Here is a 13,793-nt window from a genome sequence, read left to right on the forward strand (position 1 = left end):
TGCCCGGCCCGCCCCGCGTCGGCCACTAGCCTAAGGCGATGATCCCCCGCTCCCGAGCCACCGGACGGGCCTTCGCCTACCAGGTGTTCTACCGGCTGCCCGTGTCGATGCGCCGCCGGCTGGTCCGGCTCGCCACACCGAAGTACATCGTGGGGGCGGTCACCCTGGTGCGCGACGCCGAGGCCGACGGCCCCGGTCGCCTGCTGCTGCTGCGCCAGCCCCCGGGGCACAGCTGGACGCTCCCGGCGGGGCTGCTGCAGCGCGGCGAGGAGCCGGTCGTCGGCGCGGCCCGCGAGCTGTTCGAGGAGTCCGGGGTGCGCCTCTCCCCCGACCGGCTGCGCCCGGCGGTGCCGAACGCCGTGGTGCACGCCAAGGGGTGGGTAGACGTCGTCTTCGAGGCGGAGGTCCCGGCGTCGACGACGAAGCTGACGGTCGACGGCGCCGAGGTCTTCGAGGCCGCCTGGCATCCGCTGGACGACCTGCCGAGGCTGAGCCGCGCCACGGCGAACCTGCTCGGCCGCTACGGCATCGGGCCGCGCGCCGGTGAGGCGCCGCCCGGACCATCGGCGTGACCACCTCGGCGGCCGGCGGGCCGGGCCGCGCGGTGGGCCCGGCCGGGGCTCCGGAGGTCTGCGCGGTGGTGCTGGCCGCCGGCGAGGGGACCCGGCTGCGCCCGCTCACCGAACGGCTGCCGAAGGCACTCTGCCCGGTGGGCAACGTGCCGCTGCTCGACCGGGCGCTGGCCCGGCTCGCCGGGCTCGGGCTCGCCGGCCCGGCCCGGGTGGCGGTGAACGCGTGTTACCTGGGCGAGCAGGTCGTCGCGCACGTCGGCGACCGGGCCCACCTCTCGGTCGAGCCGGGCGCCCCGCTCGGCACCGCCGGTGGGGTGGCCAACCTGCGGGACTGGATCGCCGGCCGGGGCGTGCTGGTCGGCAACGCCGACGCGTACCTCGCCGACCCGGCCGCCGATCCGGGGCCGGACATCGCCGCGCTGCTCGCCGGCTGGGACGGCGAGACCGTACGCCTGCTCGGCCAGCCCGCCGCCGATCCGGCCGCCCCCGGCACGTTCTCGGGTCACCGCTTCACCGGCTTCTCGCTGCTGCCGTGGCGGCTGGTGCGGGGCCTCGCGGTGGAGCCGGGCGACCTGGTCCGGGCGGTGTGGCGGCCGGCGGAGGCGGCCGGGGCGCTGACCGTGGTGCCATACTCCGGCACCTTCTACGACACCGGCACCCCCGCCGACTACCTGGCGGCCAACCTGCACGCGGCGGGCGGCGGCAACCTGGTCGACCCGACCGCGACGGTCACCGGCCGCTGCCGGGAGGCCGTGGTGGGCGCGGGGGCGATTGTGCGGGGCGAGGTGACCCGCTCGGTGCTCTGGCCGGGCGCGGAGGTGGCCGCCGGGGAGCACCTGACCGGGGCGGTCCGTGTCGCCGGGGGCCTGACCGTCACGGCGGAGCCCCGCTGAGCGCTGGGGCCATCGCAGGCTGCCGCAGTCCCGCCCCGGCCCAGCCCGGCCCCACTTCATTCGGCCCCGGCCCCCGCCCCGGCCCGCTACGGTTCCGCCCGACCTGCCTCGGCCCGCCTCGGCCTGCGGTGGCCGGCTCCGGTCCCCCGGCCCACCCCGGTACGTGACGGATCGCGATCGGAGGCCCCGCCGACCCACCCGCCGTTCCGCCTCCTTTGCTCTGCACCCATCCACGCAGCGGTCACACAACGTGATCGGGTCACCGCCCCGCCCACGTCGTGATGACGCATTCGCGCAGCTCCGCGCAGCGTTGCGTCCGTGGGTGCAGAGCAAAGGGGGGCGGGGGACGTCGGTCGGGCCCGAAGGCGCTGGCGCAGAGTGAGAACGAGTCCGCACCCACGAGTGCTTCCACGGCGATCGCGGAGCGTGGCCGTCACGGGTGCTTCCGCCGGGTCACACCCCACCGCTGCCCGGGACCCGTCGGACGGGCCTACGATGGTCGTCGACGCCACCACCGGCGTGGCGTGCACGCGCGACGAAGGGCAGACCAGTGATCACCGCGATCGTCCTGATCGACTGTGCCACCGACTCGATCCCCGAGGTGGCCGAGAACCTGGCCGCCCTGCCCGGGGTCAGCGAGGTCTACTCGGTGGCCGGGCACGTCGACCTGATCGCCATCGTGCGGGTGCGGGAGTTCGACCAGATCGCCCAGGTCATCGCCGGCAGCATCTCCAAGGTGCCCGGGGTGATCAACACCGAGTCGCACATCGCCTTCCGGGCCTACTCGCAGCACGACCTGGAGGAGGCGTTCGCGATCGGGCTGGCCGGCACGGACTGACCCCGCCGCCACGCCACCCCACGAGACGACGGGGTGGCCAGCCCACCGGTCCGGAGGGCTGGCCACCACCTGGGGTGTCGCGACGTCAGCTCACGCTCGGGGCCGGCGTCTCGGTGTTCTCCGGGGTCGGCGACTCGAAGGTGCCGCCCGGGGCCGGGGCCTCGCTGCTGCCGCCCGGAGCCGGCGTCGTGGTGGTCGCACCCGGGCTGGGCGTGCCGCTGGCGCTGGTCTGCGGGACCGGGACGCCCAGGGTCTGGGCCAGGGCCACCAGCGCGTCATAGTGCGCCTGGAGCACCGGCAGGGCGTTCTGGGCCAGCTGGACCACCGACTGCTCGGTGCCCTGCGAGATCTCCGTCTGGGTGGCCTGGATGGCCTGGACGTGACCCGCCAGCTCGGCGGTCACCCACGCCTTGTCGAACTCGGCGCCGCTGAGCTTCTTCAGCTTGTTGATGACCTTCTGCTGATCGGCGGTCGGGGCGCCCGGCAGCTTCACGTTGAGCTGCTGCGCGGTGTCCTGCACCGTCTGGTCGAGCTGGGTGTGATCCGTCACGAACTGAGCACCCAGGTCCTTGACCTGCTGGTTCTGGCCCTTCTGCTGCGCCAGGTTCCCGGACTCGATCTCCGCGAGGTTCACCTGGTGCAGCGCCTGCAGATACTGACTGTCCTGCGTCGACGGCTGTGCGGCCTGCGCCGCCGCCGCGGGCGCCAGCCCCGCCACCACCAGGGCGGCGAGCAGTCCGAGGCGCTTGAGACCCAACATGTTTCCCTCCCCGTTTTCCGTTGGACCGCACGGATACCCGGCTGACCCGGATTAACCCTGCGAATCCGCAGCCGCCTCGCGGGAGGCGCCAGGGTGCCGGCGACGCTCGGCGGTCGCCCGGGGGCGGAAACGGGACGTGGCGCCCGCCGAGGGTTCGGCGGGCGCCACGTGCGGCTTGCGGGCGGTCAGCGGCTCAGCGGCGGGTCTCCCCGCTGCTGATCTCCTTGCGCTCCGGCAGGGGCTCGACCGGCGGGTGCCCCGGCGAGACCGGCGCTTCGGCCGGCTTCTCGATGGGGTAGAAGAAGCCCCGGATGGCGGGCCCGAGGGCACCGAGCCGGTTCATCTTCTTGGGCACCACCCAGCCGGCGTACTCCAGCTCCGCGTGGCCGTCGTGGCCACCGGCGGCCAGCGGCTGGTGGACCTCCTCGAACCGGCCGTCCGGCAGCCGGCGGATGATGCCGGTCTCCACGCCGTGGGCCAGCACCTCCCGGTCGTGCTGCTGGAGGCCGAGGCAGATCCGGTAGGTCACGTAGTACGCCAGCGGCGGGATCACCAGCAGGCCGATCCGGCCCGCCCAGGTCATCGCGTTGAGGCTGATGTGGAACTTGTCCGCGATCACGTCGTTGCCGCCGGAGAGGGTCAGCACGATGTAGAACGCCACCGCCATCGCGCCGATCGCGGTCCGCTCGGGGACGTCGCGGGGGCGCTGGAGCAGGTTGTGGCTGCGGTAGTCCTTGAGCCGGCGGGCCTCCACGAACGGGTAGAGCGTGGAGAGGCCGACCAGGACGCCCGGCAGTACGACGGTGGGCCAGAACAGCGGCGGGATGACGTACCCGTCGCCGATCGGGATGTTGATCTCCCACGCGGGCATGAGGCGGGTCGAGCCGTCGAGGAACATGACGTACCAGTCGGGCTGGCTGGCGGCCGAGACCACCCACGCCTCGTACGGGCCGAAATACCAGATCGGGTTGATCTGGAACAGGCCGCCCATCAGCGCGATCACGCCGAAGACGACCATGAAGAAGCCGCCCTGCTTGAGCGCGTAACGCGGGAACATCCGCTCGCCGACCACGTTGTCGTTGGTCCGGCCGGGGCCGGGCCACTGGGTGTGCTTCTGCTTGAAGACCAGGCCGAGGTGGGCGCTGATCAGCGCCACCAGCAGACCCGGGATGAGCAGCACGTGGGCGATGAAGAACCGGCTGATGATGATCTCGCCCGGGAACTCCCCGCCGAAGATCGACGAGGTGACCCAGGAGCCGATCACCGGGATCGACAGCATGATGCCGGAGGCAATCCGCAGGCCGGTGCCGGAGAGGCCGTCGTCCGGCAGCGAGTAGCCGGTGAAGCCGGCGAGGAAGCCCACCCAGAACAGCAGCGAGCCGATGATCCAGTTGGTCTCGCGCGGCTTGCGGAACGCGCCGGTGAAGAAGACCCGCAGCATGTGCACGACGATCGCGGCCATGAACAGCAGCGCCGACCAGTGGTGCATCTGCCGCATGATCAGGCCGCCGCGGACGTCGAACGAGATGTCCAGGCTGGAGGCGTACGCGGCCGACATCGGCGTGCCCCGCAGCGGGGCGTAGCTGCCGTTGTAGACCACCTCGGTCATCGCGGGCTCGTAGAAGAACGTGAGGAAGACGCCGGTCAGCAGCAGCACGACGAACGAGAACAGCGCGATCTCGCCGAGCAGGAACGACCAGTGGTCGGGGAAGACCTTGTTCAGCAGCTTGCGCAGCGGCGTGGAAACCCCGAAGCGATCGTCCACCCCCACCGCGGCCTTGCCCGGAACGGACGCCATGTCCAACTTACGACGCTTCACGGCCGCTCCCAGAAGTCAGGCCCGACGGTCTCGGTGTAGTCCGACCGCGCCACGAAGAAGCCCTCGTCGTCCACCTCGATCGGCAGCTGCGGCAGCCGCCGGCTCGCGGGGCCGAAGACCGGCCGGGCGTTGTCGGTGATCAGGAACTGCGACTGGTGGCACGGGCAGAGCAGCCGGTTGGTCTGCTGCTCGTACAGGCTCGCCGGGCAGCCCGCGTGCGTGCAGATCTTGGAGAACGCCGCGTAGTTACCCCACATGTAGTTCCCGTGGCCGACCCGCTGGTTGGCCTCGCGGGACACCTGGGCGTCGGACTCCCGCAGGTGGATCAGCAGCGTCGGGGAGTCGGCGTGCTTGTTGCTCACCCCGTGCTCGATGCCGGGGAAGACGGTGAGCTGGCCGCCGGCGCTGATGTCGGCCGGGCGGATCGGCCGGCCGTCCTCGCGGACCAGCCGGATCTTGCGGCCGTCGGCCGGCGCGAAGCCGGTGGTGAACATCTGGTTGTTCTTGTGCGGGTTGGAGATCAGGCCGCCGACCAGCGGGGCCGCCGCGACCGCGCCGACGGGCGCGAGGCCGGCCAGCAGCGAGATGCCCAGCAGCGGGCGACGCTTCACGCCCATCTCGTCGGCGAGGTAGAGCATCGTCTCGCCGGTGATCTTGCGACTCTCCGCCACGTTCGGGTCGTTCTCGTGGCGGTCCTGGATCGAGACCTCCTTGGGCAGCAGCTTCTTGCCCCAGGTCAGGATGCCGAAGCCGATGCCCAGCAGGGCGACGCCGAGGGTGAGGCCGAGCAGCGGGGTGTAGTACTTGTCCCCGCCGGTGCCCGGCTCGTACTCCCACGGCCACCAGATGTAGACGACCAGGAAGGCGGTGGCGGCCAGGCCGGTCAGCAGGAACATCGAGGCGACCGTACGGGTCAGCCGGCGCTCGGCCTTGCTGCCCGGGACGACCTGCTCCTCGTAGTGGACGATCTCGATGTCGTCCCGGCGCGCGCCCTCCCGGACGATGTCGAACCGGCTCAGCCGCGGGTCGTGGACGTCGAGCGGCTCCGGGCCCTGGTGGGCCTGGTGCTCGGTCTTGGTGCTCATGCCGTCACCTCGCTACGGGCGGTGCCGGACCGCGGCACCGCAGCGCTGAATCGAATGATCCGCTCGGTCACGACTTGCCCGCGATCCACAGGCTGGCGAAGACGAGCGCGACGATGCCGATCAGGAAGATCGCCAGTCCCTCGGTGGACGGCCCGTACCGGCCGAGGTTGAAGCCACCCTGGTCCTGGTCGTGCTTCAGGGTGTCCTGGATGTAGGCGATGATGTCCGCCTTCTGCTCCGGGGTGATCTGGTTGTCCCCGAACACCGGCATGTTCTGCGGGCCGCTGAGCATCGCGGCGTAGATCTGCCGGTCGCTGGCCGGGCGCAGGCTCGGCGCGTACTTGCCGGAGGACAGCGCGCCGCCGCCACCGCCGAAGGCGTGGCACTGGGAGCAGTTGATCCGGAACAGCTCGCCGCCGGTGGCCAGGTTGGCGCCCTCGCGCAGGTCGCCCTCGGGGACCTGCGGACCCCCGCCGAGCTCCTGGACGTACTGGCCGAGCTGGCGGACCTGCTCGTCGGTGAAGACCGGCGGCTTGCGCATGGCCTGCGCCTCCTGCCGGGCCATCGGCATCCGACCGGAGCTCACCTGGAACTCGACGGAGGCCGAGCCGACCCCGATCAGGCTCGGGCCACGACCCTCGACACCCTGCGCGTTACGGCCGTGGCAGGTCACGCAGCTCACGTCGAACAGCGCCTTGCCCTCGGCGGCGGCGCCGGTGAGCGGCGGGTTTTCCTGCGCCTGCACTCCGGGGGCGAAGACGGTGTAGGCGCCGCCGGCCAGCGTGAGCGCGGCGATCAGGCGGACCGCGGCACCCAGCCGGCGGCGGCCCCTGCTGCGCGCTGCGGACCGCTCGCCGCGCAACCGCGCGAGCAGACCGCGTCGGCGGTCGTTGTCAGAAGTCATGACCTGTGTCCTTAACCGGTGGGACCTTGTCTCAGAGGACGGGGCAGCGGCGCGGTTCGTGACGCGCCAAGATCACTGAAGCCAGTAGATCATGGCGTAGAGGCCGATCCACACGACGTCGACGAAGTGCCAGTAGTACGACACGACGATCGCCGACGTGGCCTGCGCCGGGGTGAACCGGCCCATGGTCGTGCGGACCATGAAGATGATGAAGGCGACCAGACCGCCGGTCACGTGCAGGCCGTGGAAGCCGGTGGTCAGGTAGAACATCGACCCGTACCCGTCCGCGTTGATCTTCACGCCCTCGTGCACCAGGGTCACGTACTCGTTCAGCTGACCGAGCACGAAGATCAGACCCATCACGAAGGTGATCGTGAACCAACGCCGCAGGGCGTGGACGTCACCCTTCTCGGCGGCGAACACCCCGAGCTGGCAGGTCACCGAGGACAACACCAGGATCACCGTGAAGGTGGTCGCGTACGGGATGTTGAGGTGCTCGGTGTGCTTCGCCCACTGCTCCGGCGCTGCCGCGCGGATGGAGAAGTACATCGCGAACAGCGCCGCGAAGAACATGAGTTCGCTGGAGAGCCACACGATCGTCCCGACGCTGACCATGTTGGGCCGCGTCAGGGAGTGGATCCGGCTCTTGTCAATGGCTGGGGCCGCAGTCACGCGGTCATTATTGCCCCTGACCACGGCCGGCGATCAGCGGGGGGCCAAACCCGTGGCGTCGGTGGCCCGATCGTGGCAGTCCGAATCGCCTGGCCTAGCCTGAAACGCGTGCAGCACGCCGATCCGATCTTCGCCGCCACCTCGGCGGTCGCCGCGCCCGGAGCGCTCGCGGCCGGCGGGGACCCGCTGCCGCCGCCGTTCACCGTGGCCCGCGTGTTCACCGAGACCCGGCTGGACAGCTGGCTGGCCCTCGGGCTGGTGCTCGCCGCCGGCCTCTACCTCTACGGGGTGTACCGGCTGCGGCTGCGCGGGGACCGCTGGCCCGTCGCGCGTACCGTCTTCTTCCTCGGCCCCGGCCTCGGCGGCATCGCGGCGGTCACCGTCAGCGGCCTGCACGCGTACGACACCGCGCTGCTGTCGGTGCACATGGTGCAGCACATGGTGCTGTCGATGGTCTCCCCCATCTTCCTGGCCCTCGGCGCGCCGGTCACCCTCGCGCTGCGCACCCTGCCGGTCCGGCCGCGCAAGCGGCTGCTCGCGATCGTGCACAGCCGCGTCGCCCGGGTCTACACCTTCCCGCTGGTGGCGTTCGCCATCTTCGTGGTGAACCCGTTCGCGCTCTACTTCAGCGACCTCTACCGCTACACCCTCGAACACGCCTGGGCGCACGAGCTGGTGCACGCGCACTTCATCATGACCGGCTGCGTGTTCTTCTGGCCGCTGCTCGGGCTCGACCCGCTGCCGGGGCGCTGGCCGTACCCGGCCCGGGCGCTGCTGATGGTGCTGTCGGTGCCGTTCCACACCGTGCTCGGGCTCACGATCATGCAGAGCACCACGCTGTTCGGCGGCGACTGGTACCCGTCGCTCGGCCTCACCTGGTCCGACCCCGCCGCCGACCAGGTGGTCGCCGGGGGCATCCTGTGGGCCGGCGGCGAGTTCGTCAGCGTGACGATGCTCGCGGTCCTGGTGGTGCAGTGGGTGCGCCAGTCGGAGCGGGAGGCCCGCCGGCTCGACCGCGAGCTGGACCGCCAGGAGGCCCGCGAGCGCGCCGACCAGGCCGCGCAGTCCCCGGCCTGACCAGCGGATTCCGGTACGACCGCCGGCCCGCCCGGGCGGGACATCGACCGGCCGGCGGCGGCGGGTACGATGCTCGGCAGCTACGAGGTGGGGAGTCAGCCAGCGATGAGCGATCGTCTTTGCACCGTCCTGCTCTACAGCGACGACCCGCAGGTCCGCGACCGGATGCGGCTGGCCGTCGGCACCCGCCCGGCCCCCGGGCTGCGCGTCGAGTTCGTCGACGCGTCCGACTACGCCGGGTGCGTGCGGCTGGTCGACGAGTACGAGATCGACCTGATGCTGCTCGACGGCGAGGCGAGCCCCGGCGGCGGCCTCGGCATCGCCCGGCAGATCAAGGACGACCGGGACGACGCTCCCCCGACCTGCCTGGTGATCGCCCGCGCCGCCGACCGCTGGCTGGCCGCGTACGCCGAGGTCGACGCCACCCTCGTGCACCCGCTCGACCCGGTGACCACGGGCGCCACCGTGGCCGAGCTGCTGCGCAGCCACGCCCCCGCCTGAGCCCACCCTCCCGGCCCGGGCCACCACCCGGCCTGAGCCGACTCCGGCCCGCGCGCCACCGGCGTCGCCCGGTCCGTCGTGCCGGCCCGCACCGCTCGGCACCCGTCCCCCGCATCCCCACGCCCGCTCGGGAGGCCCGCCATGGGCGAACGGAACTGGCCGCACCTGCTCGGCGCGCTGCTGCGCGGGGAGGAGCTCTCCACCGCCGACACCGCGTGGGCGATGGGCGAGATCATGTCCGGCTCGGCGGCACCGGCCCAGATCGCCGGCTTCGCCGTCGCGCTGCGGGCCAAGGGCGAGACCCCGGCCGAGGTCGCCGGGCTGGTCGAGGCGATGCTCGGCGAGGCGGTCCCGGTCGAGCTGCCGGAGGAGCTGCGGTCGTCCGCGCTCGACGTGGTCGGCACCGGCGGTGACCTCGCCCACACCGTGAACATCTCCACCATGGCCGCCCTCGTGGTGGCCGGCGCGGGCGTGCGCGTGGTCAAGCACGGCAACCGCGCCGCCTCGTCGTCCTGCGGCACCGCCGACCTGCTGGAGTTCCTGGGCGTGCCGCTGGACCTGACCCCGGAGGGCGTGGCCCGCTGCGTGACCGAGGCCGGCATCGGCTTCTGCTTCGCCGGCCGGTTCCACCCGGGCATGCGGCACGCCGGCCCCGTCCGGCGCGAGCTGGGCGTCCCGACGTTCTTCAACTTCCTCGGCCCGCTGACCAACCCGGCCCGGCCCCGGGCCGGCGCGGTCGGCTGCTTCGACCCGCGGATGGCCCCGGTGATGGCCGCCGTCTTCGCCGCCCGGGGCGACTCGGTGCTGGTGCTGCGCGGCGAGGACGGCCTCGACGAGTTCACCACCGCCGCGCCCACCCGGGTCTGGGCGGCCCAGGACGGCACCGTCAGGGAGGCGCTGCTCGACGCGACGGACCTCGGGGTGCCCCGGGTGACCCTCGCCGACCTGCGGGGCGGTGACGCCGCGTACAACGCCGGCGTGGCCCGTCGGCTGCTGGCCGGCGAGGCGGGCCCGGTCCGCGACGCGGTGCTGGTCAACGCCGCCGCCGCGCTGGCCACCCAGGGTCCGCTGGGCGGCGACCTGACCGAGGCGCTGCGCGCCGGGATGGCCCGCGCCGCCGAGGCGATCGACTCCGGCGCCGCCGCAGCCGTGCTCGACCGCTGGGTCGAGGTGGCCCGCTCCGCCTGAGCCGACGCCTCCGCCCGCTCCGCCTGAGCCGACGCCTCCGCCTGCTCCACCGACGCTTCGCCCGATCCGCCGGCGCGGACTCGCCGCCACTAGCGCAAACCCGCTCGCCAGTGCGAACTCGACGCTCGCCGGCGCGAACGCCGTCCGGTCCACCCCTGGCGGGAATTGTCGGACTCCCGTGGGAAACTACAGCCGAGTGATTCTCATGCCCCGGCCAGGAGAGGAGACGCCCGTGTCGGACCGCGAGCTCTACTGCGACACCTGCGAGGGCGTGCGGCCGTTCGAGGCCCCGCCGTGCGCCGACGGCCACGGCCCCGACTGCCCCGAGCTGGCCTGCACCGGCTGCGGCGCGGCGCTGCTGATCGCCACGTTCACGTTCCCGGCGACCCGGCTCGCCACCGGCGCCGCCCACGCCTCCCGCCGCGCCTCCCGCCGCCGCGCGGCCTGAGCCGGTCTGGGCGACATGCCCGGCTGGGCGGGACCGGCCGAGGAACGATCCGCCTTCATGTCGGGGCCGTGGCGGGGTCCGGGCCCCACTGATACCGCCATGTCGCCGACATGAAGGCGATCATCGGCCTCGGGCCAAGCCCAGCGCGGCCACGCCGGCGCGGTGGTTTCTCGCCCCGTCGGTCCCCGACGCGGAGAAGCCCGCGCCCCCTCACCGGGGGACGCGGGCTTCTTCCGTAAGCCGGCGGGTGGCTCAGTGCTCGGCGGTGCGCCGGGTGCCGCTGTAGTACTCGAAGAGCAGGCCGCAGGCGGCGAAGACGACCGTCACCAGGCCCAGGCCCAGCAGCCAGAACTGCCAGAAGACCAGGCCCAGCCCGGCGATCGCGGCGGCCAGCGCCAGCCCGAACGGCCAGTAGCTGCCCGGGCTGAAGAAGCCGATCTCGCCCGCGCCGTCGGCGATCTCGCCGTCAGCCCGGTCCTCCGGCCGCAGGTCGATCCGGCGGGAGACGAACCAGAAGAAGCCACCGCACATCGAGCAGAGCAGGAACGACAGCAGCAGCGCCACCGTGCCGACCCACTCGACGTGGCCGCCGGAGTCGCCGTACGTCCAGGCGCCGTAGAGGATCGTCGCGCCGAAGAGGAACCCGGCGATGATCAGGAAGATACGCCACTCGGTCTTCATGCCCGCTCCCTCAGCTTCCCGCGCCGGCCGCGACGTCGTCGGGGTTGAAGTTGGCCGTGTTGCGCCGCGTGTCGAACGGCTTGGTCGTGGTGGCGTACGGGTCCTCGCCGATGGCGGTGAGCGCCTCCTGCGTCGACTTGCCGTCGCGCTTGGCGGCCAGGAACTGGTCGTACTGCTGCGGGGAGACCACGCGCAGCTCGAAGTTCATGAAGGCGTGGTAGCTGCCGCACAGCTCGGCGCAGCGGCCCACGTAGGCGCCCTCGGCGTCGAGGCTGGAGACCTCGAAGACGTTGCGGATGTTGCCGGGCATGACGTCCCGCTTGAACAGCATCTCCGGCACCCAGAAGGAGTGCACGACGTCCTTGCTGGTCTCCTCGAACCGGATGGACCGGCCGGTCGGCAGGACCAGGATCGGGATGACCTCGCTGGTGCCGAGCGTCGACGCCACCGTGTTGGCGTCCTTGCCCTGGCCGTCGCGGTAGTTGAACTGCCAGTTCCACTTGAAGGCGACGACCTCGACCGTGACGTCCGGGTTCTTCGTCGTGCGCACCACGTCGGTCTGCACGACCGCCGTGTAGTAGAAGAGCACCGACACGATCAGGATCGGGGCGATCGTGTAGAGGAACTCCATCGGCAGGTTGTAACGGGTCTGCACCGGCAGCTCGTTGCCCCGCTTGCGGTAGCGCACGACGCACCAGAAGATCAGGCCCCAGACGAACACGCCGACCGCGAGCGCCGCGATGCAGGACGCGATCCACAGGTCGTACATGCGGTGCGACTCGGGCGTGATCCCGCCCTGCGGCCAGCCGAAGCCGCCGAACGCCTTGCCGACGTCGCAGCCCGTGAGCGAGACCAGCAGCGCCGCGCCGCCGAGGCCGAGCCCGGCGAGCCGACCAGCACCACGCCGCCGGCGTCCACCGGCTCCCGGAGAAGCGCTGTGCCGTACGGCCGGGGGCCGTACCTCCGAACTCCTTGCGACCACCTGGTCCTGCCTCCCTAGCGCGCCGTGGCGGTTGGTTGTCCCCGTACCAGCGGCAAAGGCGTCACCGACGGTCGCAGATTACTCGACCATGACGGGCAGAGCCGTGTTGGGGTGGCCGTACGCCCCCTTCGGGGGGATCGTCGGCGTGCCGGCGCGATAGCGTCGGGCCGTGAGCGCATCCCCGGTCTACCTGGACGCGGCCACCGCCGCCCCGCCGCACCCGGTCGCCCGGCAGGCGCTGCTGGCCGCCCTCGACGACGGCTGGGCGGATCCGTCCCGGCTCTACGGCCAGGCCCGCCGGGCCCGCCAGCTCCTCGACGCCGCCCGGGAGGCCGCCGCGGCGACGCTCGGCGTCCGCGCCGACGAGCTGTCCTTCACCCCCAGCGGTACGGCGGCGGCGCACTCGGCGGTGCTCGGTGGCCTGGCCGGGCGGCGGCGGGTGGGCGCGACGCTGGTGCACTCCGCGATCGAGCACTCGGCGGTGCTGCACGCCGCGCAGCGACACGTGGCCGGCGGCGGGAGCGCCGTGTCGGTGCCGGTGGACCGGCTCGGTCGGCTCGACCTCGACGCCTTCGCCGACGCGGTCCGCGCGCCGGGGGTGGCCCTCGCGGCGCTGATCGGGGCCAGCCACGAGGTGGGCACGGTGCAGCCGGTCGCTCCGGCCGCCGCCGCGTGCGCCGCCGCCGGGGTGCCGCTGTACGTCGACGCGGCGCAGCTCGTGGGCCGGGTGCCGGTGCCGGCGGGCTGGTCGGTGCTGACCGCCAGCGCGCACAAGTGGGGCGGGCCGCCCGGCGTCGGGCTGCTGGTGGTGCGCAAGGGCACCCGCTGGGAGTCGCCGTGGCCGGCGGACGAGCGGGAGTCGGGGCGTACCCCCGGGGTGGTGAACCTGCCGGCGGTCGTGGCGGCGGCGGCGAGCCTGCGCGCGGCGGCGGCCGACGCGGCGGCCGAGGCGGCCCGGCTGGCGCCGCTGGTGGACCGGATCCGGGCCCGGGTGGCGGCGGAGGTGCCCGACGTCGAGGTGGTCGGTGACCCGGTGGACCGGCTGCCGCACCTGGTCACGTTCTCCTGCCTGTACGTTGACGGAGAGGCGCTGCTGCACGCGCTGGACCGGCGTGGCTTCGCGGTTTCCTCCGGCTCGTCGTGCACGTCGTCGACGTTGCGCCCGTCGCACGTGCTGGAGGCGATGGGGGTGCTGTCGCACGGCAACGTGCGGGTCTCGCTGCACCGGGAGACGACGGTCGCCGACGTGGAGCGGTTCCTCGCCGAGCTGCCCGGGATCGTCGCGGCGCTGCGCGCCGAGGCGGGGGTGGTGGGGCTGTGAGCGGGCCGGTCGGGGGAACTGCTCCGCCGGAGGGGACTGCCCCGGCGGCGGG

General features: G+C 72.8%; 15 protein-coding genes. 8 read left to right on the top strand and 7 right to left on the bottom strand.

The features are described from left to right. Nucleotides 1–38: 38 nt before the first annotated feature. The 3 genes from LPA42_RS26265 (at nt 39) to LPA42_RS26275 (ending at nt 2,303) form a co-directional block, all read left to right on the top strand. Nucleotides 39–572: an NUDIX hydrolase gene (locus tag LPA42_RS26265; protein WP_077938997.1), complete on the top strand. Its 534-nt coding sequence runs from the start codon at nt 39–41 to the stop codon at nt 570–572. Then, nucleotides 569–1,465 carry a sugar phosphate nucleotidyltransferase gene (locus tag LPA42_RS26270; RefSeq protein WP_228986931.1) on the top strand — a complete coding sequence of 299 codons (897 nt, stop codon included), beginning with the start codon at nt 569–571 and terminating at the stop codon, nt 1,463–1,465. The genes LPA42_RS26265 and LPA42_RS26270 overlap by 4 nt, the downstream gene beginning before the upstream one ends. A gap of 550 nt (nt 1,466–2,015) precedes the next feature. Continuing rightward, nucleotides 2,016–2,303 carry an Lrp/AsnC family transcriptional regulator gene (locus tag LPA42_RS26275; RefSeq protein WP_043967181.1) on the top strand — a complete coding sequence of 96 codons (288 nt, stop codon included), beginning with the start codon at nt 2,016–2,018 and terminating at the stop codon, nt 2,301–2,303. 85 nt (nt 2,304–2,388) lie between these two features. Here the strand turns inward: LPA42_RS26275 and LPA42_RS26280 are convergent, their stop codons facing one another. The 5 genes from LPA42_RS26280 to LPA42_RS26300 form a co-directional block, all read right to left on the bottom strand. Then, nucleotides 2,389–3,063: a DUF4142 domain-containing protein gene (locus tag LPA42_RS26280; protein ID WP_043967179.1), complete on the bottom strand. Its 675-nt coding sequence runs from the start codon at nt 3,061–3,063 to the stop codon at nt 2,389–2,391. Nucleotides 3,064–3,256: 193 nt separating this feature from the next. After that, nucleotides 3,257–4,882 carry a ubiquinol-cytochrome c reductase cytochrome b subunit gene (locus LPA42_RS26285; protein ID WP_077938996.1) on the bottom strand — a complete coding sequence of 542 codons (1,626 nt, stop codon included), beginning with the start codon at nt 4,880–4,882 and terminating at the stop codon, nt 3,257–3,259. After that, complete coding sequence (locus tag LPA42_RS26290) at nt 4,879–5,967, bottom strand: ubiquinol-cytochrome c reductase iron-sulfur subunit (RefSeq protein ID WP_043967176.1); 1,089 nt, start codon at nt 5,965–5,967, stop codon at nt 4,879–4,881. The genes LPA42_RS26285 and LPA42_RS26290 overlap by 4 nt, the downstream gene beginning before the upstream one ends. A gap of 67 nt (nt 5,968–6,034) precedes the next feature. After that, on the bottom strand, nt 6,035–6,871 hold the full coding sequence (locus LPA42_RS26295; protein WP_074474819.1) for a cytochrome c: 837 nt from the start codon (nt 6,869–6,871) through the stop codon (nt 6,035–6,037). A gap of 72 nt (nt 6,872–6,943) precedes the next feature. Next, nucleotides 6,944–7,543: a heme-copper oxidase subunit III gene (locus tag LPA42_RS26300; RefSeq protein WP_043967173.1), complete on the bottom strand. Its 600-nt coding sequence runs from the start codon at nt 7,541–7,543 to the stop codon at nt 6,944–6,946. 108 nt (nt 7,544–7,651) lie between these two features. Here LPA42_RS26300 and LPA42_RS26305 point away from each other — a divergent pair, with 108 nt between their 5' ends. The 4 genes from LPA42_RS26305 (at nt 7,652) to LPA42_RS26320 (ending at nt 10,757) form a co-directional block, all read left to right on the top strand. Then, entirely contained in the window at nt 7,652–8,620 is a 969-nt protein-coding gene (locus tag LPA42_RS26305) for a cytochrome c oxidase assembly protein (RefSeq protein ID WP_077938995.1), read from the top strand. Between the two features lie 105 nt (nt 8,621–8,725). Continuing rightward, nucleotides 8,726–9,121 (top strand): hypothetical protein, encoded by a 396-nt coding sequence (locus LPA42_RS26310; RefSeq protein ID WP_043967169.1) that lies wholly within the window; start codon nt 8,726–8,728, stop codon nt 9,119–9,121. Between the two features lie 141 nt (nt 9,122–9,262). Next, on the top strand, nt 9,263–10,309 hold the full coding sequence (gene trpD / locus LPA42_RS26315) for an anthranilate phosphoribosyltransferase (protein WP_077938994.1): 1,047 nt from the start codon (nt 9,263–9,265) through the stop codon (nt 10,307–10,309). A gap of 232 nt (nt 10,310–10,541) precedes the next feature. Continuing rightward, entirely contained in the window at nt 10,542–10,757 is a 216-nt protein-coding gene (locus LPA42_RS26320) for a hypothetical protein (RefSeq protein ID WP_077938993.1), read from the top strand. A gap of 252 nt (nt 10,758–11,009) precedes the next feature. On the opposite strand, the gene LPA42_RS26325 is transcribed toward LPA42_RS26320, so the two are convergent. Both LPA42_RS26325 and coxB read right to left on the bottom strand, forming a co-directional pair. Continuing rightward, complete coding sequence (locus tag LPA42_RS26325) at nt 11,010–11,438, bottom strand: cytochrome c oxidase subunit 4 (protein WP_077938992.1); 429 nt, start codon at nt 11,436–11,438, stop codon at nt 11,010–11,012. A 10-nt stretch (nt 11,439–11,448) separates the two neighbouring features. Further along, nucleotides 11,449–12,420 (bottom strand): cytochrome c oxidase subunit II, encoded by a 972-nt coding sequence (gene coxB, locus LPA42_RS26330; RefSeq protein WP_077938991.1) that lies wholly within the window; start codon nt 12,418–12,420, stop codon nt 11,449–11,451. A 169-nt stretch (nt 12,421–12,589) separates the two neighbouring features. Here coxB and LPA42_RS26335 point away from each other — a divergent pair, with 169 nt between their 5' ends. Next, a complete protein-coding gene (locus tag LPA42_RS26335) occupies nt 12,590–13,741 on the top strand; it encodes a cysteine desulfurase family protein (protein ID WP_077938990.1) in 1,152 nt (383 codons plus the stop codon). Nucleotides 13,742–13,793 lie beyond the last annotated feature (52 nt).

It is taken from the genome of Micromonospora sp. DH13 (assembly GCF_020873825.1).
GTDB lineage: Bacteria > Actinomycetota > Actinomycetes > Mycobacteriales > Micromonosporaceae > Micromonospora > Micromonospora haikouensis.

Coding starts and splice junctions, on each gene's coding strand:
- LPA42_RS26265 (WP_077938997.1), top strand. CDS start 39: ATGATCCCCCGCTCCCGAGCCACCGGACGGGCCTTCGCCTACCAGGTG.
- LPA42_RS26280 (WP_043967179.1), bottom strand. CDS start 3,063: ATGTTGGGTCTCAAGCGCCTCGGACTGCTCGCCGCCCTGGTGGTGGCG.
- LPA42_RS26290 (WP_043967176.1), bottom strand. CDS start 5,967: ATGAGCACCAAGACCGAGCACCAGGCCCACCAGGGCCCGGAGCCGCTC.
- LPA42_RS26295 (WP_074474819.1), bottom strand. CDS start 6,871: ATGACTTCTGACAACGACCGCCGACGCGGTCTGCTCGCGCGGTTGCGC.
- LPA42_RS26310 (WP_043967169.1), top strand. CDS start 8,726: ATGAGCGATCGTCTTTGCACCGTCCTGCTCTACAGCGACGACCCGCAG.
- trpD (WP_077938994.1), top strand. CDS start 9,263: ATGGGCGAACGGAACTGGCCGCACCTGCTCGGCGCGCTGCTGCGCGGG.
- LPA42_RS26325 (WP_077938992.1), bottom strand. CDS start 11,438: ATGAAGACCGAGTGGCGTATCTTCCTGATCATCGCCGGGTTCCTCTTC.